Source organism: Algisphaera agarilytica (genome assembly GCF_014207595.1).
Lineage (GTDB): Bacteria > Planctomycetota > Phycisphaerae > Phycisphaerales > Phycisphaeraceae > Algisphaera > Algisphaera agarilytica.
This window is the reverse complement of the sequence record NZ_JACHGY010000001.1, coordinates 3657653-3682093: the sequence shown is the minus strand read 5'-3', so window position 1 is coordinate 3682093 and position 24441 is coordinate 3657653. Positions and strand designations below refer to the sequence as shown.

Annotated in this window: 19 protein-coding genes; 4 read left to right on the top strand and 15 right to left on the bottom strand. The window is 62.2% G+C overall.

Annotated elements, in window-relative coordinates:
• Positions 1 to 38 precede the first annotated feature (38 nt).
• The 3 genes from HNQ40_RS15960 to HNQ40_RS15950 all read right to left on the bottom strand — a co-directional run bounded on the left by HNQ40_RS15960 (position 39) and on the right by HNQ40_RS15950 (position 3980).
• Positions 39 to 1442, bottom strand: a complete 1404-nt coding sequence (locus HNQ40_RS15960; protein WP_184678820.1) for a Gfo/Idh/MocA family protein — start codon at positions 1440 to 1442, stop codon at positions 39 to 41.
• A gap of 131 nt (positions 1443 to 1573) precedes the next feature.
• On the bottom strand, positions 1574 to 2422 hold the full coding sequence (locus HNQ40_RS15955) for an FAD:protein FMN transferase (protein WP_184678819.1): 849 nt from the start codon (positions 2420 to 2422) through the stop codon (positions 1574 to 1576).
• On the bottom strand, positions 2415 to 3980 hold the full coding sequence (locus HNQ40_RS15950; RefSeq protein ID WP_184678818.1) for a glycosyltransferase family 39 protein: 1566 nt from the start codon (positions 3978 to 3980) through the stop codon (positions 2415 to 2417). The genes HNQ40_RS15955 and HNQ40_RS15950 overlap by 8 nt, the downstream gene beginning before the upstream one ends.
• A 47-nt stretch (positions 3981 to 4027) precedes the next feature.
• Here HNQ40_RS15950 and HNQ40_RS15945 point away from each other — a divergent pair, with 47 nt between their 5' ends.
• Entirely contained in the window at positions 4028 to 4777 is a 750-nt protein-coding gene (locus HNQ40_RS15945; RefSeq protein ID WP_184678817.1) for a glycosyltransferase, read from the top strand.
• A gap of 79 nt (positions 4778 to 4856) precedes the next feature.
• On the opposite strand, the gene HNQ40_RS15940 is transcribed toward HNQ40_RS15945, so the two are convergent.
• The 3 genes from HNQ40_RS15940 to HNQ40_RS15930 are packed head-to-tail and all read right to left on the bottom strand — an operon-like array spanning position 4857 to position 7525.
• Complete coding sequence (locus tag HNQ40_RS15940; RefSeq protein WP_184678816.1) at positions 4857 to 5585, bottom strand: discoidin domain-containing protein; 729 nt, start codon at positions 5583 to 5585, stop codon at positions 4857 to 4859.
• Positions 5582 to 6964: a Gfo/Idh/MocA family oxidoreductase gene (locus tag HNQ40_RS18665; RefSeq protein WP_221435579.1), complete on the bottom strand. Its 1383-nt coding sequence runs from the start codon at positions 6962 to 6964 to the stop codon at positions 5582 to 5584. Before HNQ40_RS18665 ends, HNQ40_RS15940 begins: the two co-directional genes overlap by 4 nt.
• 33 nt (positions 6965 to 6997) lie before the next feature.
• Positions 6998 to 7525, bottom strand: a complete 528-nt coding sequence (locus HNQ40_RS15930) for a hypothetical protein (RefSeq protein ID WP_184678815.1) — start codon at positions 7523 to 7525, stop codon at positions 6998 to 7000.
• A gap of 380 nt (positions 7526 to 7905) precedes the next feature.
• Here HNQ40_RS15930 and HNQ40_RS15925 point away from each other — a divergent pair, with 380 nt between their 5' ends.
• Together HNQ40_RS15925 and HNQ40_RS15920 are read left to right on the top strand one after the other, a co-directional pair.
• Positions 7906 to 10386 (top strand): sialidase family protein, encoded by a 2481-nt coding sequence (locus tag HNQ40_RS15925; RefSeq protein WP_221435578.1) that lies wholly within the window; start codon positions 7906 to 7908, stop codon positions 10384 to 10386.
• A gap of 71 nt (positions 10387 to 10457) precedes the next feature.
• A complete protein-coding gene (locus tag HNQ40_RS15920) occupies positions 10458 to 12137 on the top strand; it encodes a sulfatase family protein (RefSeq protein ID WP_184678813.1) in 1680 nt (559 codons plus the stop codon).
• An 18-nt stretch (positions 12138 to 12155) separates the two neighbouring features.
• Here the strand turns inward: HNQ40_RS15920 and HNQ40_RS15915 are convergent, their stop codons facing one another.
• The 4 genes from HNQ40_RS15915 to mltA form a co-directional block, all read right to left on the bottom strand.
• Positions 12156 to 13739: a cation:proton antiporter family protein gene (locus HNQ40_RS15915; RefSeq protein ID WP_184678812.1), complete on the bottom strand. Its 1584-nt coding sequence runs from the start codon at positions 13737 to 13739 to the stop codon at positions 12156 to 12158.
• A gap of 216 nt (positions 13740 to 13955) precedes the next feature.
• The gene (locus HNQ40_RS15910; RefSeq protein WP_184678811.1) at positions 13956 to 14636 is read right to left on the bottom strand and encodes a lysophospholipid acyltransferase family protein; all 681 of its coding nucleotides are present in this window, start codon (positions 14634 to 14636) and stop codon (positions 13956 to 13958) included.
• Positions 14633 to 15328, bottom strand: a complete 696-nt coding sequence (gene cmk, locus HNQ40_RS15905; protein ID WP_184678810.1) for a (d)CMP kinase — start codon at positions 15326 to 15328, stop codon at positions 14633 to 14635. Before cmk ends, HNQ40_RS15910 begins: the two co-directional genes overlap by 4 nt.
• Positions 15329 to 15464: 136 nt before the next feature.
• Complete coding sequence (gene mltA / locus HNQ40_RS15900) at positions 15465 to 16655, bottom strand: murein transglycosylase A (RefSeq protein WP_221435577.1); 1191 nt, start codon at positions 16653 to 16655, stop codon at positions 15465 to 15467.
• A gap of 65 nt (positions 16656 to 16720) precedes the next feature.
• Between mltA and HNQ40_RS15895 the strand changes: the two genes are divergently transcribed.
• Positions 16721 to 17512, top strand: coding sequence for a rhomboid family intramembrane serine protease (locus tag HNQ40_RS15895; protein WP_184678808.1), 792 nt, complete (start codon positions 16721 to 16723; stop codon positions 17510 to 17512).
• Between the two features lie 68 nt (positions 17513 to 17580).
• Here the strand turns inward: HNQ40_RS15895 and HNQ40_RS15890 are convergent, their stop codons facing one another.
• The 5 genes from HNQ40_RS15890 to HNQ40_RS15870 form a co-directional block, all read right to left on the bottom strand.
• Positions 17581 to 18186 carry a DnaJ domain-containing protein gene (locus tag HNQ40_RS15890; RefSeq protein ID WP_184678807.1) on the bottom strand — a complete coding sequence of 202 codons (606 nt, stop codon included), beginning with the start codon at positions 18184 to 18186 and terminating at the stop codon, positions 17581 to 17583.
• A gap of 90 nt (positions 18187 to 18276) precedes the next feature.
• Complete coding sequence (locus HNQ40_RS15885; RefSeq protein ID WP_184678806.1) at positions 18277 to 19461, bottom strand: hypothetical protein; 1185 nt, start codon at positions 19459 to 19461, stop codon at positions 18277 to 18279.
• Positions 19462 to 19485: 24 nt separating this feature from the next.
• Entirely contained in the window at positions 19486 to 20373 is an 888-nt protein-coding gene (locus HNQ40_RS15880; RefSeq protein WP_184678805.1) for a DUF2167 domain-containing protein, read from the bottom strand.
• A gap of 244 nt (positions 20374 to 20617) precedes the next feature.
• Positions 20618 to 23311, bottom strand: coding sequence for a pyruvate, phosphate dikinase (ppdK, locus tag HNQ40_RS15875; protein ID WP_184678804.1), 2694 nt, complete (start codon positions 23309 to 23311; stop codon positions 20618 to 20620).
• A 304-nt stretch (positions 23312 to 23615) separates the two neighbouring features.
• Entirely contained in the window at positions 23616 to 24425 is an 810-nt protein-coding gene (locus HNQ40_RS15870) for a cysteine peptidase family C39 domain-containing protein (RefSeq protein WP_184678803.1), read from the bottom strand.
• Positions 24426 to 24441: the final 16 nt, after the last annotated feature.

The window sequence follows — 24441 nt, the reverse complement described above, 5'->3', positions numbered from 1 at the left end:
TTGAGCACTTAGATACGAAGGGGAAGAGGGTCGCGGACTCACCACAGGTCCTGGCCGTACTCCCAACCGGAACGCACTTCGGGTTTGACATAGGCGTTGAGCTCGGGACGGTTGGTAATCCGGCCTTCCTTGGCGTCCCACTCGATACGGCCGCCGAACCGCATCGCCAGGGCACCCAGCAGCGCGGTCACAGTGAACGGAGCCGCGTATTCAAAGTTTGCACCGGGCTCGGGGCCCTCGCCCTTGATCGCGCGGATCCACTCATTGAACGGGCCGCCCTTCACCCGGGGGTAGACCTCCTCGGGGTAGCCCGCTTCTTTGAATGCGCGGGAGGCTTCGAGGCTGGCCAAGCGTGGCTTATTCGAGCGGTGATCGGTGTAGCCGAGCTGTTTCTCGCCGTAGTAGAACGTGCCGTGCCAAGGGGTTTCCTCGTCCCAGGTCCAGGCCTCGGGTTTCTCGGGGCGGAACCGCTTGGAATTGCCGTTGTGCCAGTAGAACGTGCAGGGCTTCTTGTCGCCGCGGCGTTCGAAGTCCCACCGGACGCGGTTGCCGTCTGGCACGATCCATTCGTTGCCGCCTTCAACGTCCTCTAGCTCGACCGCTACGGGATCGAACAGGTCGAGAATCCAGATCGGGGCATCAGCGACGTGGACCAGCCAATCGCCGACCAGGCCGTTGGCAAACGCGAAGTGGCCACGCCAACCCTTGGGGTGGTAGAAGCGGCTGTACGGCAGATCGGTAACCACCGGCCCCTTCCACAAATCCCAGTCGAAGCCCTCCGGTACAGTTTCGGCGGACGGGGGAAAGGTCGAAGGCTTCATCCAATAGCCGTTGGCGCTGCCATCGTCTTCTTTCCATTGCGGGCCGCCACGCCAGGAGTGGACTTCGGTGATCTGGCCAAAGACATCAGCCTCGTACCATTCTCGCATCTGGCGGATACCGTCGAACGTGTGGCCCTGAGCGGCCATGTTGGTCACGACTCCGTACTTCTGCTTGGCTTTCTGGAGTGTCTGCGCTTCCCAGATGTTGTAGGTCAGCGGCTTCTGCGTGATGACGTGCATCCCGCGCTCCATGGCGGCGATCGTGGCGACGAAGTGGGTGTGGTCGGGCGTGTTGATGCACACCGCGTCGATCTCGCCGTCCATCTCGTCGAGCATCACGCGGAAGTCGGTGTACTTCTTCGCGTCGTGGAGCTGAGGATACTTCTCGGCGTGTTGGAGGAACATGCCCTCGTCGACATCCGCCAAGGCGACGATGTTTTCGCTGCTGCACGGCCCGTAGGCCATCGCGGCAATGTTGCCCGCGCCGATCATGGCGATGTTCAGCTTGCTGTTTGCGGATGGGCCCGGCTGGCCGATCGAAAACGGGGCAGGCATCATTGCGCCCGCAGCCCCGGCAGCTGTTGTTTTCAAGAACGTACGGCGATTAAGCGAGGGATTCATAGACAGGCCCTGAGAGATACAAACGGGTGGCGAGGAGAGTGTAGGATTTTAACACAATAAATCAACGCCATCCAAACAGTTTGGTCAAAATTGCCAAATACAGATGATTTATTTGGCTTTTTCGCACATCATCAGATTGTGTCGATATCGCCCCGGGGCGACTCAAAATAAATTTCATCGGCCGCTGCATAGCCCTTTCGCCACTCCCGGATCTGCTCGGGCGACATCAGCATGCAGGCGGTCGATAGTGCATCCGCCCAGGTCGCGTCATGGGCCCTCAGCCAGAGGTGGCGGTAGCCCGCAAACAGCTCGCCCGAAGCATCCGGACGCACGAGGTGCGCCCCCTGGATAGCGTGCCCGGACGCGCTCAGCGCTCCCTCGACCAGCATCAGCCGCCGACTCTGCTTCTCTCCACTCAGGTCAATCGGCCAAGCCTCGCTTCCAATCACCCGGAACGTACTCGCCCCGCTGCAGAGCAGAGCAGATTCGACCCCCCAGTCGCGCACCAGCTCAGCCATGCGATCCAAGGCATACCCCTTGCCGATCCCCCCCAGATCGAGTTGCCGACCGGCCTCAATACAGTGAACCACGGGACGTTTGTCGTCGAGACTCAGCTGCCCAGCCACCGGGGGAGCCATTCCCGCTTCGGCATTTTTGAGGTGCTCGATCTGAGAGCCCAGGGTGATATCGAACAAGCCCCCGGTCACCTCCGCGACCCGCATCGCCTCAATCATGCATCGATGGGTGTCTTCTTGGATCAACAAAGACTCCCCCGACTGCATCGCGTTAATCTGGCTGATATCGCTGCCTTCGCGGTACCGACTCAGCGCATCCTCCAGGCGATCCAGCCGTTCAAAACTCGCGATCGCGGCGTCCGAAGCCATTGCCGCGTCGGCTTGGTCGACCAAGACCGAAAACAATGTGTTCATGGCCTGATGCTCGAAGCGATGGATACCTTCTTTGCCCTGAAGGTCAATCATCGTCACGCTCCGGATCGAGGTAGTCCAGCCAGATATCCCGCCGAATATGCACCAGCAGTAACGTGTCTGCACGTAGACTCCGGGGCACCGCGTCGTGACTCTCGGCCAACTCCGCCAAAGCGGCATCGCCCTGGTCGGGCAGCGTGATGACCAACGGGAATCCGCTCACCCCTTCAGGCAAATCCGCCCAATAGCCAACGTTTTCGAACCCCCGCAGATACCAGGGCAGCGGCCAGTACTGATCTCCCACCACGGCCAATGGTTTTTCACGCATGACCGGATACGCCTCGGCCAGTCCAACCAGCCACCGCTCCAGCTTCTCCACGTCCTTGGAAGTGGGCACATACGCATACGGGTTCCGCTCATCCACGGGGAAGCGGTGAGCCGCCCGCTGGGCCTGCACCGTCTGCCACGAGAGAGCGCCGCAGAGCATAAGCACCGACGCCAGCTGCCAACCCATGGAATGACGGCGGGAGGCCAGCGCTGTCACGCCATAACCCGCAACCAGGCAGATCTGAATCCAGGCGACCATCATCAACCAAGGTGTTTTGTAGCCGATGCACGAATACACCCCCACCTCAATCAACGCCGACAACGCGATATAACGGATGGCAGCCGCCCGCCTATCCCGACACGCGAGTATCGCCCCGAGAATCGCGGACAAGACGATCAGGCCTTCGCACCACCAGAACCCGCCGCGGTGCTTGGGCCAAGCCAGCAACCAGCCGTAATAACTGAACGGCTTGCTGTGATCTGCCTGGGTCTCATAGACGAAGTAGGTCTTGAAGAACTCGATGATCCCCGCGGGGTGCCGGCCGAAATCGGTGTAGAACGCTGTCATCACGACGAGCGCCGTGCCGATCGCCACTAGGGCTCGTGGTGCGTGATGTCGGATCTGCTGAGCCAATTGTTCGCGCGATCTGCAAAACACCATCGCCAAAATTACGCCCGCCAGACACCACGAGAACACACTGATCGCCGCGGTCTCCTTGTTGCTGGCCATCACCCCCAAGGCCAATCCGCCAAGTACAGCCTTGCTCCACGACGGCTTGGCCGCATAACCGAGCGCGCATGCGAGCCACATCACCGCCGCGAAAACCTGCAGAGGTTCATGGATGTAGACCCGGCTGTAGTAAACCAGGAACGGCGAGGTCGCCACCCACGCCACCGCCACCACCGCGCCCCATCGGAGCGAGGGCCACATCAGGAGGATCAACAACACCGTTAACCCGCTGAAAACCACCGGCACGATGCGCAGGGTCTGCTTCGTCAGATCTTCCCACGTCGTCTCGCCCCGCCAACGCGCCAACGGAATCGTGGCGGAGGTCAACAACGGGCCGTGGTAGTGACGGGGATCGAAGACATAGCCCTCGCCCTCGAGGCGCATGCTCAGCACCTTTGCCCCCGTCGCCGCTTCGTCGGCGTGGAGCGGGGCCGAGTCGAGTGACGACACCCGCAGCCACCCGCCGTAGACGGCCGCGCCCAACGTGACCAGCACCAACACGCAAACGATCCACCGGGGTGGTTCAGGGCGGTCGTCCTGTGAAGATAAGCTCATCGAGTGGCTTGGCCTTGAGGTCGGCAGGGTATACTCACCCTAACCAGATGGATTTTGATTTTACTCTCGTCACCCCGGTGTATAAAGACGCGGACCGCCTGGCGGTTTACGGGCCGACCTTGGCCGAGGCGTTGTCGCAGGCGAAGCTTCCGGTGCGGTGGGTGATTTCTGACGACGGCTCGGGGGAGGAACAGCTTGCCAAGCTGCAAGCCCAGGCGCAGACCTACCGCGAGACCTACCCGCACATCGAAGTCTTCAAACTCCCCACTCACCGCGGCAAAGGCGCGGCGGTGCGTGAGGCGTGGAAGGCGTTCCCCCCGCAAACCTGGCTGATGTTCGTGGATGCCGACGGCAGTATCACCGCCGAAACTGTTCTCGCCCTGATGCTCCAGGCCCACGAACTCGGGTCGGGGCACGCGTTGCTCGGTGCGCGTTTAGAAAACCCCGATACCCACATCGAGCAACGCGCCTTCCGCAAAATCGTCAACCGCAGTTTTTCGCTGCTCGTCAGGCTTTGCCTCGGGATCGCCTGCCGCGACCCGCAGTGCGGCGTCAAGACCATCGGCCAGGACGACTTTACCGCCATCGCCCCCCTGCTCATTGAAGACGGCCTGTCCTTCGACTCCGAACTCCTGGTCGCCCTGAAACAGCACGGCATCCAACTCATCGAAACCCCGATCGATTGGGTCGAGAAGCCCGGCGGGCAGGTGAAGCCATTTCGTGACGCGTGGCCGATGTTCGCTGCGCTGCTCAAGATTGCATGGCGTAGTCGCAGGGGCGAGCTTCGCAAGACCTGACGCAACGCAAAAACCCGCTCACGAGAGCGGGTTTTTGCTGAAAATCAATTAGATTGATATTGATCCGAAGCTCTCGGAACTACTCGACCGGGCGGCCGAAGACTTCGACTTCGGTGTAGTGGTTCATTTCGTTGGCGGTGCTGCCGTTGCTGTACAGACGGACATACCGGCCGGCCTGACCCTTGGCGTCCACGAGCAGGCCGAAACGGCTCTCGATGTACGGCGCGTCTTTGCCTTGGCCCATTTCAGCGGAGTTGTCGTAGTCGTTGTTGTAGATCGTGGTCACGCCAGACTCGAATGATTCGTCGTCGGAAATCTGGATAATCACGTCGTGGTACGCACGGCGTTGGCTGTGGAAGTGCCAAACCCAAACCGCGTCGATGTTGTGCGTCGCTTCGAGGTCGATCTGGACCCACTGCAGGCCGTCGATCACTTCGACGTAGTAGCCTTCACCGGCCTGCTTGTCGCCGTCGGTGATGTAGGCGATGTCGCCGACGATGGTGAAGTCGTCGCTGGCGGTGACGGGCTTGCCCGCCGAGAGGAGCGTGCTGCCCTCGGGCACCGTGATCTTCGGGGCTTCGGTGGGCGGCTGGACGAGGTTGGGCACCTTGTTGGGGATCGGGGTGCCTTCGAGGCGTTCTTCGGGCAGGTCGGTGGTCAGGATCATGCCGCCGGATGCAGACGTGGAGGCGGAAGCCGAGTCGCTTCCGCCCTCGGCGTCGGCCGTGGAGGAGCTGTCACCGCAAGCCGAGAGCAAGCAGGCCGAAAGAATCAGTGACGATGCGGTCAGGGTGGTGGTGAGTTTCATACGCTCAGGTGTTCCTCAGTCAATTGGATGGTTTCATGGTTATCCGCGGCCGGGTTGACCCAGTAGATCGGCGCTTCGGATTCAAAGGCGTGACGAGCGTCACAGGTTAGCTTTTCTTTGCCGCGGACGGCGTTGAAGAAGTTTTCGATGTGGGGTTGGTGCGGCGGCTTGTTGAGGTCGCCGGGCAGTTCGTAGGCCTCGGGGGCCGCCGAGGCGTAGGACGCAACCGCCCCGCCATCGGAGCTCGGCGCCGCCGCGGCCGCGGTCGAGCGCTTGAGGAATCCCTTGGCGACCAGCGGGTCCCAGCTGGGGGCGTCCGATTCGCGGTAGATCTTGGTGAACACGTTGCGTTCAGAGATCTGGACCGTCGCTTCGGTCCCCATGAACGACTCGTAGTACCCGCCGCCGGCACTGGTGGTGGTGAGCACCTGGTAGAACGCACGGGCCCCGCCGGTGGGGGTGTCGTACTCAAACACGCACATGACGTTGTCGAAGTGCTCGCGGTGCTTGAAGAAGTTGCTGCCGCCCGAGGCCATGACCGACTTCGGACTCTTGCCCAGGAACCAGTTGAAGATGTCGATCTGGTGGGCACCGAGGTCGGAAATGGGCCCGCCCGAAAGGTCGCGGTACCAACGCCAGTTGAGGTACTGGTGGTTGTCCTTGAAGCCGTACTTGTTGAGGGTCGCCAAGTCGGGCAGGGTCGATTCTTTGACCTTGATGTCTTGCGAAGCGCCGACGCCGCGGTTCCACTGGCCGTTGATGTTCACGATCGGGCCGCAGATCTGCTGGCCGTGAATAAGCTGATCCAGGGTGTAGCGGTATCGCGGGTTCGACCGGCGTTGGTGGCCGATCTGACAGAGCTTGCCCGAAGCCTCGGCGGCGCGGACCATAGAGCGTGCACCATCAATGGTGTTGGACATCATCTTTTCGCAGTAGACGTTGATGCCCGCCTCGAGGCACATCACTGTGTGCGGGGCGTGCCAGAAGTCCGGCGTGGCGACGAACACCGCGTCGAGGTCTTTCTCTTTGGCGAGCATATCCTCCGCGTCGAGATAGCGCTTGGGGCTGTAATCGAATCCGGAGCGGATCTGCCCGAAGGCCCGGCCGACGCGGTCTTTCATGATGTCGCACACCGCGGCGTAGTGGATGCCCGGGATGTTCTTCATCGAGTTGAAGAGGACCTCTTGCTGCTTGCCGCAGCCGATGAAGCCGACACGCAGCTCGTCGGAAGGCGCGTTGGTGGCCGCGGCGCTCAGGACGGCCGGAGCCCCCAGCACCAGGCCCGCGCCCGCGGCGCTGCCTGTACGAAGGAACGAACGGCGGCTGATGCCGACCTGCTCAGTGTTGGTGGTTGTGTTGTTAGGCGAAGTGTCTGTCACAGCTATTCTCCGAGATGTAAGCGCCTCGAGGCGTTACCACTTCTTGATCAGGGCCAAACGGTTGTGCTTCACATTCATCAGCGCGACCGCGACCATCAGCACGTGGATACCCAGCCAGGCCACCCCGGCGTCCTGCTTGATCAGGATCAGGCCCAGCGTGAGGCTGGTATAGAGCAGCCCCATCAGGAATAACGATAGGCGGGTGAACACCCCGAGCAACAGCGTCACGCCGAGGATCAGGAGGGCCGGCCCGAGGACCTTATCGTAGAGCGAAAGCGCAAACTCGGGGATCAGCGGTTCGGAGACGAATTTGCTATATAGCGCTTCGGGCACGCCTTGGTAGTACTCCAGGCCGTAGACCTTTTCGCTGTCCGAAGCCGTCAGGCCGTAGCTGTTGACTTCGCCGTCGATCGTGACCGCGGCATCGCTGACTTTGGAGCCGCTGAATTTCTCCAGGCCCGTCACCAGGGCACGCGCCGCCAGCCAAAGCCGTAGGGTGATAAAGGCAAGAGACAAACCGGAGTCGGCTTGAGGAACATCTGATTCTTGTTGCTGTTTCATGGGTCTGCCGGACAAGGAAAAAGAAACGAGGTAAACTATTTAACGAATGTCGGACGGTTTGATAGTCGGCTTAGCGTTGCACCAAAACGGCCATCAGGTAGTTGCTGTAGAAATTCGGCACAGTCGGTTGGATTCATTCAATTTTATCAACTTGTGATTCTCTGCGATGCCTCATCGGCTTGCATTTTCAACTCTTGGTGGATCGATTCATGAACGAATGCCCCGCTCGCGTCTTGAGTCTCGGCGTATTTTGCCTTTTGATGCTTTCGCTCATTGTACCGTCAAACGCGCAGAGCGGGGGCGATCGCTTTTTTGATCGCCTGACCACGCAAACCGTCAAATCCAGCCCCCTCGTCGAGTGGGTCAATTTCGGACCGGGCATGTCCGGTTACTGCGAAGAGTTCTGGTGCCACCCCACCGACCCGGATGTCATGTTCATGGGTCCGGATATGTACGTGAGCTACGGGACGTGGGACGGCGGAAAGTCGTGGCACTCCCTCAAGGACCACGACGGACTGGGTCACGAGATGAAGCGCGTGCTCGATATCGAGTTCTCGCGGCAGGACCCGGATTTCGGATTGGCGATCGACTGGAACGGCTGGGCCTACCGCTCAACCGACCGCGGACGGTCGTGGACCAAGATCAAAGAGCTCGGCGCGGTGCTGGTGAAGCCTGGGACCCCGGCTGAGCAGCGCCCCGGAGGGATGATGCAGGGCTACTGGCAGTCGCGTATGGGCGAACTCGCGGTAGACCCAACGGACGACCAGGTGTGGTACGTCGGCGCGGGCGACTTCTGGAACGTCAAGGCCAACCACCGCTCCGCCGCCAAGCCCCACGGCAACCGCTTCGCCTTCGGTGCCTACGGCTTCGTCCTCAAGACCACAAACGGCGGCAAGAGCTGGAAGAAGATCACCGACGGCCTCCCCGACGACATGGAAGTCGGCAAAATCATCGTCAACCCCACCAACCCCCAGAGCGTCGTCATGGCGACCAGCCACGGCATGATGATCAGCGACGACGGCGGGCTGTCGTGGAAAGACATCTCGAAAGGATTACCCAACAACCTGCCGCGCGACCTGACGTCGTACTACGACGCCGCGTCGGGCGAGTTTGTGTTGTATGCGGTTGAGCAAACGGTCTATTCGCCAAGCAAGATGACCATTCATTGCGAAGGCGGCGTGTTTAGAAGTGTTGACGGCGGGGCTTCCTGGGAAGATATAACCGGTAACCTGCCCATCGACATGGCGGAGATCAACTTTCCCGCGACCACCGACCGCTTCCACCGGGCCGTGGGTTTTTGGTTGGGCATCTCCAAGCAGCAGGCAGCAAAAACGATCACGCGGATGCCAAGTGAGGTGTTGCCTGTTTTCAACCGCATCGAGGTCAACCCGCTCAACAAGAACGAGATCTACCTCGCGCTCAACAAAAAACACGACCGCACCTTCGGGCCCGGTGATCTCTGGATGTCCCCCAACGGCGGGAAGAACTGGCTCACCGTCGCACGCCACGGCAAGTACTGGATCGGCAACAACGACAAGCGGTACTGGCGCAGCCGAAAGAACCCCACCAACCCCAACATCGAGTTCGCCCACCTCCAGCCCTACATGGACCAAGGCACCGAACACTCGGGCAACCGTAAGCTCGCCATCAACTCCCTCGGCGAGGTCTTCATCGGCGTCGACCAACAGACCCTCAAGTCCACCAACAAGGGCAAGAGCTGGAAGCAGATCGACGACGACGAATCGCCGCCCGGTAGCGGCCGGTGGATCGGCCGGGGCGGCAGCAACCTGCCCGGGCGGTTCATGCTGCTGGAGACCGGCATCAAGGATCGCTACCTGCTGTCCAGCGGCGAGCACGGCTTGTGGCAGACCGCCGCCCTCGGCAATTGGCCCAACAAGGACGCCGTGGCGGTGGAGCAGATCGAAGGCCAGGTCCATGTCCACGGCACCGAGTCGATCGCCACCGTGGCCGTCCACCCCAACGATCCCAAGACGATCTACATCATGTCCTGGCGCCAGACCAACCGCGGAAAGCTCCGCCGGACGACCGATGGCGGCAAGACCTGGGAGAACATCGCGACGATCTTCGAATGTGCCAACAACTCCTGGGAGGCGTTGGCCAATCAGAACTCGCTGCTGATCGATCCGCAGAACCCCGACAACATGTTCTTTTGTGCCACCTACATCCGCAACGGTGAAATCTCCGGCGGGCGTGGCCCCAAGCTCACCAAAGGTGAGTACGGCTTCTACCGCTCCGAAGACGGCGGCTACACCTGGACGCCCAGCAACCAAGGATTCCACCAAGGCTTCAGCGTCCGACGCCTGGCCATGCACCCCGGCAACCCCAGAGTCCTCTACGCCGCCCTCAACGACAAGAACGGCGGCCTCTACCGCACCACAAACGGCGGGAAAAACTGGAAGCGGGTGCCGCTCCCTGAGCCCATCAAGGCGATCAACCACGTCTCGATCGACCGCCACAACAAGCACATCCTCGTAAGCGCGGGGACCGCCACCGGCAAGCCCGAAGAAGGCGGCGTCTGGCGCAGCACCGACAACGGCAAAACGTGGAAGGTGATCTTCAAAGCACCGTACGTTTGGCAAGCCGAGCCCTCACCGGTGAACCCGAAGATCATCGCGATCAGCGTCGCGGGCCAGAGCACCAAGCTACTCGACAACTTCCGCAACCCCGGGATCTACCTGTCGCGTGACGGCGGCAGACGCTGGCTGAAGATCAACCGTGGCCTGGGCCAACCCGATCGCATGACCGACATCAAGCCCGACCCCTACGACGAAAACATCCTGTGGTCCGCCGCCTGGGGCAGCGGCTGGTTCAAAGGCATCATCCGCGAACCCACCGAGTAACCCCAACTTCGTGATAGCCACCCCTCATCCCTCATCCCTCATCCCTCTTCCCTCAATTCTCAACCCTCACTATGCATACCGCCGCCCGCCTGCTCACTCTCGCCCTGCTGATCGCCACGCTCTCCGCTTGCGAAACCCCACAAGCCGCGGACAAACCCGCCGCCGAAACGAGCAAGCCGAACATCATCTTCATCCTCACCGACGACCAGCGTTGGGACTCGGTCGGCTTCATGGGCCACCCCATCGCCCAGACGCCGAACCTAGACCGCCTCGCCGCCGAGGGCCACACGTTTAATCAGGCCTTTGTCACCTCGGCCATCTGCACGCCCAGCCGGGCCAGCTACATGCTCGGGCAATACGAGCGCATGCACGGCATCAACTTCAACTCCGGCACCTCCATGGCCCCCGAAGCCTGGGCCAACTCCTACCCCGTGCTCCTCCGCAATGCGGGCTACTTCACCGGCTACGTCGGCAAGAACCACCTTCCCATCGGCGAAAAGGGTTACTACACCGGGCTCATGGAAAAGAGCTTCGACTATTGGTACGCCGGGCACCATCACATCGGCTTCTACCCCAAAGACCGCCACGAGATCTTCGACAACGCCGAGCTAGATACCCAGGCCGAGGTCGTCTCCGAAGGCATCCAGGCCTTCCTCGATCCCGAGTCGAACGAAGCCTTCATGAACAACGCCATCCGCTTCCTCGAAAAGCGCCCGGACGGCCAACCGTTCATGCTCTCGGTCTGTCTCAACCTGCCCCACGGCTTCAGCACGCAGTCCATGGAGCAACGCCCCACCGACGACGAGCTCTACCGCACCGCCTACCGCGAATGGCAGAGCAACCTCCCGCTGCCCGATTCCTACATCGCGCGTGAAGACATTCAAAGCCCCAAGCTGCCCGCCGACGTCTTGCTCGCCGACCTCCGCCAGACCGGATACGACTGGGTCGACCAGCCCGACACCGCCCGTGAACGCATGATCCGCGTCCTGCAGGCCGTCACCGGCATCGACCGCATGGTCGGCGAACTCCGCGAAAAACTCGAAGAGCTCGGCATCGCCGACAACACCATCCTGATCTTCACCTCCGACCACGGCCTGTTCAACGGCGAGCACGGCCTGGGCGGCAAGTCGCTCTGCTACGAGACCAACCTCCGCGTCCCGATGGTCATCTACGACCCCCGCGTGACGCAGGGCCGACGCAGCGACGACCTGGCGTTGTCGATCGACATCGCCCCGACCATCCTGAGTATGGCGGGCGTAAGCGCCCCCGATTCGATGCAGGGCATGGACCTCTCGCCGATCACCCGCGGGCAGGACGTGCCGTGGCGCGACGCCGCCTTCGGCGAAAATCTCTGGTCGACCATCTTCGGCAACCCCCGCTGCGAAACCGTCCGCACCCAGGAGTACCGCTACATCCGTTACTTCGCCAACGATAACCGCGAGCTGCGGGAACGCACCCCCAACAACATGCTCTACACCGTCACCCCCGAGATTGCCGGGCGGTATGAGGGCTGGCTGACCGCGTCGATCAAAGGTGATCCCGTGGTTTACGAAGAGCTGTTCCACATCGCCTCGGACCCGTATGAGGTCAACAACCTCGCAAACGACCCCGAGTATGCCGAGGTCTTGGAAGACCTGCGCGCCCGCTGCATCGAACTTGTTGCTGAGGCCAAAGGCGACGTCGATACCCCGCCGCTGACGATCCCCGTCACCAAGAACGAAACCAAGACCAATTACCGCAACAACCAGTGAGCTCGCGAGGCGATTGCGTTACGCGGCTTTGTCTTGCTCAAGACACTCCAGCGCGGAGCTGGCGAGGCCGATGCCCATTTCGTCGTGCAGGTAGCAAGGCGTATCGACCCCGGCCTCACGCAGCTGCTCGATTTCGTCGCGGAACCGCGCCATGGCGACGATGTGCCCGGTGAAGCCGCTGGCTCGGAGCAGACGGGTGATGGTGCCCGCTTCGGACTTCGATTGCAGACCGATGACGATCAACTCACACCCGCAGGTGGTGTTGAGGCGTTCGTAGAAGTCCGGGTCGGTGGCGTCACCCACGATGACGGTTCGGCCGGCCTCGCGGTGGCGTTCGGCCGAGGTGGGGTCGGCATCAAGCCCCACCACGTCGTCGCCAAAGTGTTCACGCAACGCGTCGTAGGCCGCGGTTCCCGTCCGCCCCAACGCGATGACAATGGCACGGGGCGGTTTATCAAACTCGATGTGCTGGTCGTCGGGCAACCGGGTGTGGGATTCAAAGTGCATCAGGTACTTGACGAAACGGCCGAACAGGCCGTGAGCGTGGGCGTTGAAGGGCGCGGCGAGGATGAAGCTGAGGCTCACCGTGATCGCCAGAACCACCAGCCATTCGCTGCTGATCCAGCCTTTGGATACCCCCAAGTCTCCAACAATCAGCCCGAACTCGCTGGCGTTGGCCAAAGCGAGCGAGCTGAGCATCGCGGTACGGGCCCGCAGCCGGAAACGGGTCATCAGCCAGAAGAAACCGATGACCTTGAGCGGCACCAAGGCCACGAGGCCGACCGCGATCAAGAGCTGCTCGATTCCCGGCAGGCCGTTCAGCCCGATGCTCAGGAAGAAGGCCACCAGCAGCAGGTCTTTGAGACTCAGCAGACTCTTGGCCAGTTCGCTGGCCTTGGGGTGGCTGCCCAGGAGCAGACCCGCGATCAGTGCGCCGAGGTCGGGCTTGAGTTGTACCAGCCCGAATACCGTGGTGAAACAATAGACGAGAACGAGCCCCGCCAGAATCAGCAATTCGCCGTGACCGACGCGGTCCATGAGTTGCCCCAGCAGCGGCCGGATCAGGGGCAGGAGCAGCAGACCAAACGCCCATACCGATGGCACCTTACCGAGCGAAACGGTGAGGAACACGATCGCAAAGATGTCCTGCACGATGAGGACGCCGATGGCCTCGCTGCCGTGCCGGCTCTTCATCTCCGATTTCTGTTCAAGCACTTTCACCGCGAAAACGGTGCTGGAAAAACTGAACGCAAACGCGATCAGCAGCGACGTCGCCAGCGAGAGCTCGGCAAACATGCCCAGCCCGATCATCGACAGCGCGAACACGCCGCCGCCCACCCCGAGGGTGGTCACCAGCATGTGGATCGATGCAACCCCCCAGACCTCCGGCTTGGCCAAGCTGCGCAGGTCCAGCTTCAGCCCGATACTAAACAACAGTAAGTTGACCCCCAGGTCGGCCATGTAATCCAGCGCGTCCGATTGCTCGACCCCCATCGCCGAGAGAACAAAACCCGCTCCGAGAAAACCCACCATGGGCGGCAAGCCAAACTGTTTGATGGCCAGGCCCACGAGGAAAGCAATGACAACCCAAAGCGGATCCATAAGCGACTCCGATGCCGTACTTCAAATCACGACAGTTGAATATCGACCAAATCGTTCAGTGTTTTGACGCCTCACGGCTTATCGGTCGTATCGGGATCGCAGGCCCGTAAGGCTATCCATACGGCAGCCAGCCAAACGATGCAACTCTCGGAGCGCGGTATCGATATCGCAACAACGCGCTAAGACCCGATCGCCATGAAAAGCTAACGTCGCAATTTATTTTTTACCGATGCGTTCGGCGATCTCGGACCGCATGGCATCCACGCGGTCTCGGACCATATCCATCGCGGCATCGGCTTTCATCGCCAGCAGCTCTTCGGCGGGGATCGGCTCGCCGAACATCACCCCGAGACGCCCCGACCACTTGGGTTTGCTCTGACCCCGGGGCCAGACATCGTAGACGCCTTCGAGCGCGACCGGAACAACCGTGGGCTTGGCCCGTTTGATGATGAGCATGGCGCCGGTCTCAAACTTCTCGACGTCCCCGGTCATCGTCCGAGCGCCTTCGGGGAAGAGCATCAGCGTCTGGTCGTCTTTGAGCACCTCGATGCACTTCTTAATCGCCTTGGTGTCGCCTGCTCCCTGCTCAACGGGGATGGCGTTGGAGACTCGCTGGAAGAGCTTGGCGATCGGTGTGGTGAACAGCGTGTGGCGGGCCAGGGAATAGAAGTGGCGCTTGCTGCAACCGAAGCCGATGAGGATCGGGTCGTAGAAGCTCTGGTGGTTGCTCAAGAGCAGCACCGGCCCCTCGTCGGGGATGTTGCGTACGCCCCAGGACCGGGTGCGATAGAGCACCAGCAGGTAAAGCCAAGACATCGACTGCATGAACTGCCAGATCGCGATGCGCCAGAGCGGGCGGTTGGGTTGGCGTTTGCGCAGGTCGCGGAACCAGGTCATGCCCCGCCCTCCAGCTGGTCCTTGACCACGCGGACCTTGCCTTCAAGCAGATCAACCACCTCGTCGAGGGTCATCGCGCTGGTGTCGATCTTCTCGGCATCCTCGGGGCACAGCAGCGGGCCGGTCTTCCGGCTGGAGTCCTTGCGGTCGCGGAGGATGATCGAGTTGCGGATGGCTTCCAGGTCGACGTGCCGCCCCATCTCGCGGACCTGCGCGGCCCGGCGCTCGGCCCGGATCTGCGGGCTGGCGTCGAGGTAGAACTTGGCCTCGGCGTCGGGGAAGACGACCGAGCCCTGGTCCCGCCCTTCTGTGACCAGACCGGGGTGGGCTTCACCGATGCGTTGCTGGGCCTTCACGAGGACCTGCCGGACCGCGTCCATCGCCGCCACATCCGACACCCGACGCACGACATCCTTGTCCCGCAGGCGTGGCGTGACGTTGATGTCGTTGATGTAAAGGGTCGGGGGATCGGTCTCCCAGTCGAAACGGATCTGAGCGTTGCGGGCCAGCTCGACCACGGCGTACGCCTCGTCTTCGATGTCGATCCCCCGGTCCAGGGCCTTGGCCGTGATGCCGCGGTACATCGCCCCGGTGTCGAGGAAATCGAGCCCCAGACGATGGGCGAGGCGGCGGGCGACGGTGGATTTGCCCGAACCTGCGGGCCCGTCGAGGGTGACGATGAGACGATCCATGGCGGGGAGTGTAGCAGAGCCAACGGGAAAGTTTAGGTCGCGTGACGCTCGCCCCTTAGCCCCGGGCTCTGCCCGGGGGCGGTACGGCGCGTTCCCCCGGACGAAGCCCGAGGCGAACGGGAGAACCAGTGCATGATCACTGCTTCAGGAAGAGATAAAACAGCCGCCCTTCCGCGGCCTGAGCGCCGCTCAAACGCTCGGCGGTCGGCCCGATACCGAAGTACAGGTCGGCCCGCCCCGGAGCCCGGATAGCACCGCCGGTGTCCTGGTCGAGCATGAGTTGGCGGAAATCCTGTCCGCCGGGCAGCGTCGTTGAGACGAGCACCACGCCGCCGCGGGGGAAGATGCGTTTGTCCGTGGCGAGGCTGCGTCGGGGGGTGACACGGAAGCCCAGCGAGCCGGCTGGCCAATCGGTGGCGGGGTACTCCTCGAAGAAGACGAACCGTTGATTCTGGCGGATGTAATCGTCGAGCTTGCGGGGGTTCTGCTGGAAGTACTGCCGGATGGAGGGCATGGTCACGGTGTTGGGGTCGAGCACGCCGTCGGCGACGAGGAGGCGGCCGATGCTGGTGTAGTCCCGGCCGTTGGTCCCGGAGTAGCCGACGTACATCGTGCCGCCGGTGGTGAGCTGGAGCTTGGCGCTGCCGTTGACTTCGATGGAGTAGGCGTCGAGCCGACTGGGCAAGTAAACGAGCTCTTGCCCGGCCAGGAGGTTGCCCGACTCGATCTGTTGACGGGTGGGGTACGGCGTGACCTGCCCGCTAGACTGCTGTTGCCCGAGGATCGCTCCCGTGGCGGGGTCGCTGACCAGGTCGGCAGGCCGGGCGTAGAGCGGGTACTGGAACTTGCCGGTGCGGGTCTTCGACGCGGTGTACTCCGGGCTGTAGTAGCCGGTGAACAGCACGATGCCGCTGCCGTCGTAGCCGACGGATTCGTAGACGTTGAACAGCGCATCGAGGCGGTCGGCCCGGACCCGGGCGTCGGTGGCCTCGGCGATCTCCATCAGCTTCTCAACCGAGGCGCGGGCCCGGGCGTGGGTGACACCCTCGATGGGGAAGTGTTGCTTGGTGGATTCGATCCGGAACCAGTCGTAGCTTCGGCCCAGCGCCTTCACGAAGGCGGCATCGGTCATCTGCGATGCGGCCTCTTCGATAATCTGGTCGCGCCAAGTGCCGTCGACTTCGCGGAGAGCCGAAGCCCCGGGCGGGAGCGGCCGGGCATAGTCGGGCGGCTCAACCTCCGGCTTCCGGCAGCCCGGAAGGCACAGCGCGACAAGAAGCAGGCCCCAGGCCCAACGATCGATCAGCAGCGTTTTCATTGGCATCATCCATGACCCAAAAGACAAAGGTACCCCGACAAGATAACGTATTGGCACCGCAAGGAATCACCGGCATGAAGTGGACCCGACAACTCGAACACAAACTCGCGGGTTTCGCCGTTCCCCACCTGACCCTGGGGATCATCGGCGTCCAGATCATGTCGTTCTTAGCCGGGGTATCCAACCCGGATATCGCCGCGGGCATGGTGCTCGACACCCAGCTCGTCCGCCAAGGCGAGTGGTGGCGGATCTTTACCTTCATGATGGTGCCGCCGTCGGGCTTCTTCCTCTTCGCCGTGATCGCCTGGTACATCCTGTATTTCACCGGGGCGGGTTTAGAAAACGCGATCGGGACGCCTAAATACAACCTGTATTGGCTGATTGGCTATTTGGCGAGCGTTGCAGTGGCCTTTGCCGTCCCCGGAGCGCCGGTCTCCAACGCCTTTCTGGCGACGTCGGTCTTCCTCGCCTTCGCGGTGCTCTATCCCGACTTTGAGATTCTGCTGTTCTTCATCTTGCCGGTGAAGATGAAGTGGCTGGGGATGTTTTCGGGGGGGATCTTCGTCTACATCGCGATCAGCAGGATCGCGGTCGGAGCTTGGGCGGGGCCGGCCATGGTCTTTGCCGCGACGCTGAACTTCATGATTTTCTTCGGCCCGGAGTTGCTACGCCGGATCAAACGTGGCCACAACCAAATGAAGCGCCAGCGCGACGCGATCGCCGAAGCCAACGAGCCGTTCCACCGCTGCTCGGTGTGTGGAATCACCGATATCTCTCACCCGCAGGCGGAGTTTCGCTACAACGCCGAGGCCAACGGAACGGTTTGTTACTGCTTGGACCACCTGCCCGGTGGCGACGAAAAATAAGCCGCTTACGGCTTGGCGAGATTCAATCTGAATGTTTTTTGGGGCTAAGCCGCAAGCGGCTAAGCAGATTAACCCGCGCGACGCAGGTGGTCATTGAGCAAGTCGTAGGCTTCACGCAGCTCGACGAACTTCCGCTGATTGTCTTCGCCGGGGGCCACGTCGGGGTGATACTTGCGGGCGAGCTGCCGGTAGGCGTGCTTGATGTCCTGGGCCGTGGCTTCGGGATCGAGGCCTAGGCGTTCGTAATACTCGGCCATGATGATATTGGCTTCGATGGCGCTGGGCGATTGCCCGACAGATTCGACGCCCTCACCCGCACCCGCCTGCTGAACGCCATCGGGAGCGATGAAGCCGAAGCGAGCGATCGTCGCCAGGGCGACGGCCTGGCTGGGCTTGATGCCGTCGAAGTTGAAGCCGATCTGACAACCGCCCAGGAGCCCGGTGCGGCGACGCCAAACAGCCCGTGCCGCAACCGCGACCGACCCGTGCGGGGTCTTGAGTTTCACCGGAACGATCTGCCCGATCTTGATCGAGCACCGGCCGGATATCCCCAATCGCATGCCCGTGCCCGAGAGGTCCAGCACGCTCCCAAGCCCACAGCTCACCGCGTCGGTCTCATGACGCGGCATCCGTCGGCGGGGGTCGTTATGGGAGGCCTCACGTGGCACCTTCATACCTCGAATATCGGCCATCATTCACAGCGGCTTAATCCGGGGCCGGGCGGCAATGTGCTGGTGCAGGAAAAATTCCGCAGAGCAAACGGCCTATACCGCGGCATTATCGGCCACTGCTGCCCCCTCATCCGCGAACGGTGTCAGCTTGAGCCCCCCACACAGGCGACAGCCCGCATCCACCTCGGTGTATTGGGAAGCGCAACGTGGGCAAAACGCCACGCAAGAATCGCTGGTGCGCGTCGGCGGCTTGGACCAGTCGGCCGATTGGTGCCCCTGCTGAGCGATCCATGCGTCGAGTTCTCGCTGATCATGCTCCCTCGCCGCCCGGACCATGGCTTCGACCTCAGCGGGGTCGGGTTCCGTGCTCAGCCGGGCGTGGTGCAGGCTCAGCCACGTCTCCCGGGCCGCATCACGGGCCTGCTGCGGGTTGCCCGCCACCTGCGCGACGACCACAGGGTGAAAACCCGAAAGCAGGTCGTGCCCAACGTGGTTGGCCAGCCGCATGGCATGTGTCGGCGCGATAATCGTTAGCACCACTTGCTTCCACCGCTCGCCGGTGCTTTGCGGATACAGGCAGCGGTAGAGCCGATCCATCTCCATCCCGCCCATGACGACCAGCAGACCGTACATAGGGATCAAGAACCGCCAGTAACGCTCGAGTCCCAGATTGACGTAGATCAGCGGCAGCACCACGAAGATCAACACCGCCAGCGCCACGCTGACACACACCGCCAACCTTGCCTCCCGGCGAAACATCGTCCAGCGACGCGTAGCACGGCGGACGCTCAGGTGTCGGCGCATCTCCCGTTTCACAACTGCCTGACGGTCGGATTCAGAGCTATCGCGCCACCGCCGAAGCAGCCGAACCATGAGTCGGGCCTGCTCGCGGCTCGCGCATAACGCGAACTTGCGGCCATTAACCCACAGCTCCGAATCGTGACAAGTCACCGCGTCGAGTTGGCTGGCAGACAACACCTCAGCGGGCAGCGTTTCAACCGCTCGGGTATCGAACAAGGCGTGACTGGGGCGGTTCGTCACGCGGTCGCCATGGATGCTGATCGGCCAGGGCGCGGCAACCATGCCCACGTCCCACGGGGCCCAGCCCGCAACCAGGACTCGGCCGCGCCGCGTCGCCATAATCTGCCACGGCCGGGCCAGCCGCACCCGTGCCAAGGTCGTCCTCACCGTCAGCACCGCATCGCCCGGCGCGTACGCCAGACTTTCGATGCCGTAGAGCACGAGCATGACCAACTCAAACTCAAGAAACAGGCTCATGACACACGGCGCCGCGAGGCGGCCCTATTCCTTGGCAAAGCCGCCGAAGAGGCCCTTGAAAAACTTGGCGAACACGCCGCCGAGGACCACAACACCAATGATGATGGGCTTGATTAGCTTGCTCAGCACCCCGCTCTTGGCCGCCACCGCGACCGCCCCGCCGGTGACCAGCGCCGCCAGGCCATACTTGGCGATCTTGTCGCCGCTGCGGTATTCGGCGTAGCTTTCGCCACTCTTGAACGAGAACGCCGTCAAGGCCGACTGTACGTGCATCAGCGCCGCGTCGAGGTCGGCGGGGTCACACACCAGCGTCACCTGCATCACGCCACGCCGGCCGAGGATGCGGATGTTGTGGTTCAGCACCGGGTAGCCCTCGCTCTCGAGCTCGAGGCACCACTCGAGGTTGTTGGTCTGCGGATCGTAGAACGGCTCGGTCTTCCAGCCGACGGTATTGAGCGGCGCCTGGCCGTTCTGCTGCCGCCACTCATTGGCGGGGCCATCGCTTTTCTTAAACGCTTTGAGCATGGCCTTGGCATCAAGGTCTTCACTCTCGGCGTCGGCGATGTACCCGATCGGGTCGAACTCAAACACGGCAAACCACGAGTCGGGCTCATCGGCCCTAACGAGTGTCCCCCGCTCCATGCCGGTGAGCTGGTTGCCGTACAATTCCATCAGCTTCTTGGTGTCGCCCGTGCCAAGGAATGCCCAGCCCGATTTAACTTTGATTTCGGCGTTACCCAAGTCACCGTTCATCGGGCCGCTTTGAAAGTTGATGCCGATGTCGCGGTAGTCTTGGAGGCTCCAAACATCTGCTTCCGCTACTTCTTGGGAAGACACGCTGGGCGTAAACAAAAACAGCGACAACGCCGCCGCGAGGAACACACGGCAAACGGGCAATGACGAATTAAACATGGATACTCCCGGGATACGTGGCAGTGAGAACAACGGCCACCCTCGGCAGCCAGCAAACGGACTATACCCCCACCCCCGAAGCGGCACAACGAAAAACCCGCAGGCCGTATAAACGGCCTGCGGGCTGGATGATTGGTTGCTGTCACACGAAGTGCTTGTGGGTCCTTTCTGGAACCGTGCACTCCCCAAGGCGAAGCCATCACGGTTGATCGTGTACGACCTCGCGGGGTGTGCGGCACACGGCTTAGGCCAGAGCGGCCTGTGCCGCGGCGAGGCGGGCGATCGGCACACGGAACGGCGAGCAGGACACGTAGTCCAGGCCGGTGTCGTGGCAGAACTGGATCGAGGCGGGGTCGCCGCCGTGCTCACCACAGATGCCGACCTTGAGCTTCTTCTTGGTCGAACGGCCCTTGGCGACGCCCATGGCGACCAGCTGACCGACGCCGGTGGTGTCCAGCGACTGGAACGGGTCCTTCTCGAGGATCTCGTGGCCGATGTAGTCCGGCAGGAAGCTGTTGACGTCGTCACGGCTGTAGCCGAAGGTCATCTGCGTCAGGTCGTTGGTGCCGAAGCTGAAGAAGTCGGCTTCCTCGGCGACCTCGTCGGCGGTCAGGGCCGCACGCGGGATCTCGATCATGGTGCCGATGGTGATGTCCAGCTTGCCCTTGAACTTCTTGGCGGCCAGCACATCGGCGATGGTTTCCTCGGCCTTAGCACGCAGCAGGGCGAGCTCGGCCTTGGTGCCGACCAGCGGGATCATGATCTCGGGCTTAGCTTCGACACGCTTCTTCTTGCAGGCGATGGCGGCCTCGACGATCGCGGTGACCTGCATGGTCAGGATCTCGGGGTAGGTGATCGACAGGCGGCAGCCGCGGTGACCCAGCATCGGGTTGGCTTCGTGCAGCATGGCCACGCGAGCCTTCACCTTGGCGGGTGAGATGCCCAGCGCCTTGGCGACTTCCTTCTGGCCCTTGGCGTCGTGGGGGACGAACTCGTGCAGCGGCGGGTCGAGCAGACGCACGGTCACGGGCAGGCCCTTCATGGCGGTGAAGATACCGACGAAGTCCTTGCGCTGGTAAGGAAGGAGCTTCTTCAGCGCCTTCTTACGGTCGCCTTCGGTCTCGGCCAGGATCATCTCCCGCATGGCGGTGATGCGGTCGCCTTCGAAGAACATGTGCTCGGTGCGGCAGAGGCCGATACCTTCGGCACCGAAGTCACGGGCACGCTTCGAGTCGGCGGGCGAGTCGGCGTTGGTGCGGACCGCGAGCTTGCGGTACTTGTCGGCCCACTTCATGACGGTGGCGAAGTCACCCGACAGCTTGGGCGAGACGGTGTCCATTTCACCGGCGAAGACTTCGCCGGTGGTGCCGTCGATCGACAGCACGTCCTTACGGCCGTAGGTCTTGCCCGCGACCTTGATCTTGCCGGCCTTGGCGTCGATCTGGATCTCACCGGCACCGGCGACGCAGCACTTGCCCCAACCACGAGCGACAACCGCCGCGTGGCTGGTCATGCCGCCGGTCGAGGTGAGGATGCCGTCGGCGCTGTGCATGCCGTCGACGTCTTCGGGGCTGGTTTCCTGACGGACCAGCAGGACACGCTCACCGGCGTGGGTCCGCTCGACGGCTTCCTCGGCGGTGAACGCCAGGGCACCGAACGACGCACCGGGCGACGCGGGCAGGCCGACGGTCAGCGGCGAGGCCGACTTCTTGGCTTTGGGGTCGAACGAGGGCAGCAGCAGCTGGGTCAGGTCGTTGGCGGGGATACGCTTCACGGCCGTCTTCTCGGTGATCAGCTTCTCCTTGACCATGTCGCAGGCGATCTTCACGGCCGCGGCACCGGTACGCTTACCGTTACGCGTTTGCAGCATGAAAAGCTTGCCACGCTCGATGGTGAACTCGATGTCTTGAACATCCTTGTAGTGCTTCTCGAGGATGCCCTTCATCTTCATGAGCTCGGCGTGCATCTGCTTGCCGATGGTCTTGTTGTTGGGGGCCTTCCACTTGGGCATCGATTCGCAGGGCAGCGGGGTGCGGATACCCGCGACGACGTCTTCGCCTTGCGAGTTGACGAGGAACTCGCCGTAGAACTTGTTGGCACCCGTCGACGGGTTACGGGTGAAGGCGACGCCGGTGCCGCAGTCATCACCCATGTTGCCGTAGACCATGGTCTGGACGTTCACGGCGGTGCCGAGCAGGCCGGTCATCTCGTTGATCTGACGGTAGCGGATCGCACGGGGGACCATCCACGAGCTGAACACGGCGGTGATGCCCATCTCCAGCTGCTTCATGGGGTCTTGCGGGAAGTTCTGGCCGGTGTGCTTCTTGATGACCTTCTTGTAGAGGCCGCAGAGCTTGATAAGGCCAGCGGTGTCGACGTCGGTGTCGAGGTCAACGCCTTGCTCGGCTTTGATCTTGTCGAATTCGGCTTCGAAGGCGTGGTGGTCAACGCCCATGACGACGTCGCCGTACATGTTGAGCAGACGGCGGTACGAGTCGTAAGCGAAGCGTTCGTTGCCGGTGGCGTTGGCCAGACCGACGACGGCCTGGTCGTTGAGGCCGAGGTTGAGGACGGTGTCCATCATGCCGGGCATCGACTGGGCAGCACCCGAGCGGACGGACATGAGCAGCGGGTCGGTGTTGCTGCCGAACTTCTTGCCGTTTTCTTTTTCGAGGAGCTTGACGGCCTTGTGGACTTGGTCCATCAGGCCCTTGGGCAGCTTGCGGCCTTGCTTGTAGTACTGGTCGCAGCACTCGGTGGTGCAGGTGAAGCCGGGAGGCACGGGGAGGCCGATGCTGGTCATGTCGGCGAGGTTGGCGCCTTTGCCGCCGAGCAGCTCGCGCTGCTTGGCGTTGCCGTCGGTCTTGGTCTTACCGAAGTAGTAGACCATCTTAGAGGTCTTGGCGGTCGATCGGCGAGAGGTCTTCTTGGTGGCCATGCGGTGCAACTCCGTTTGTCGGGGGTCCCGGAGGCGTCCGGGAGCTCGGGGGTAGCGCGCGGCTATACCGCGCTGGGGTTATGAAAGAGCGAAGATTCTAGGGGTTTTGTGTGTCGCGTCAAAACCCGACGCCCGAAAACCAGCGTTTTTCACCGACTTTGAATACCGCCACTTTCAAAACACCCGCCAAAGGCAACATGACAAGTACGACTTTCCATCGCCATAGGCCCGAGATGGAACTGTTCCAGTCCCCCGCCGGACCGACATGATGTCTCCTAAAGCCAGTGAATAACACCATCTCAGCTCAGAATGAACGGAACTCGATGACCTGATTGCGGTACAGGCGGGAGAACTCCTCGTGGACGAAGTACTGGTAGCCATCCATCGGGTCCATGAACCAGACACCGTCGTCCGTTACCTTGACGATGACCACCATGTGCTGTCGTGTCGCCTCGAACTGCAACGGCGTCAGCAGAGGCATGGGCAAGTCACTCAGCTCTTCGTAGCGTGGAGCGCTCAGGATCGGCCGCAATTCGCCTCCGCGTAAACGGCGCTCAAGCCCGTCGAGGGCGCGGATCATCGTAGCCCCCGTTCCCGGCCGGGTCTGGGTCAGCTCCGCCATCTCCTTCTCGGTCGAGGGGATCTCCAGAAGATTCAATGCCGTGGCACAGGCCGCGGGGACACAGGAGTAGTCCTGGCTCTGTCGGATATCGTGCGCGGACACCGTCTGCCCCATGACCGAGGCGGGCGTCTCCTGCAGCATCCACATCCCCCCATTCACGAAGTAGATCGCACCGAACATCATCGCCCAGCCGATCACGACCCGCTGCCGAGCCACCTCACATCGCGCCCACGCCGCCCCCAGCACCATCATGAACAACGGCACCCCACCAACCCCCTCGATTCGGCTGAGGATCCCAACCGGAATCAAACTGACCGCCGTGGCCGGATGACGGATCAACCACCCCCACGCCAGGATCAGGCCGATCCCCGCCACAATCGTTAGCCGGCCCACCCAGGCATGGCCTCGGCCCAGACACACACCGCCCCACCACGCGAACACGGTGAAGAGCGCTATCCCGATGAACCAAATGACCGACTCGGTACCACTCATAACGAAATGATCGCCC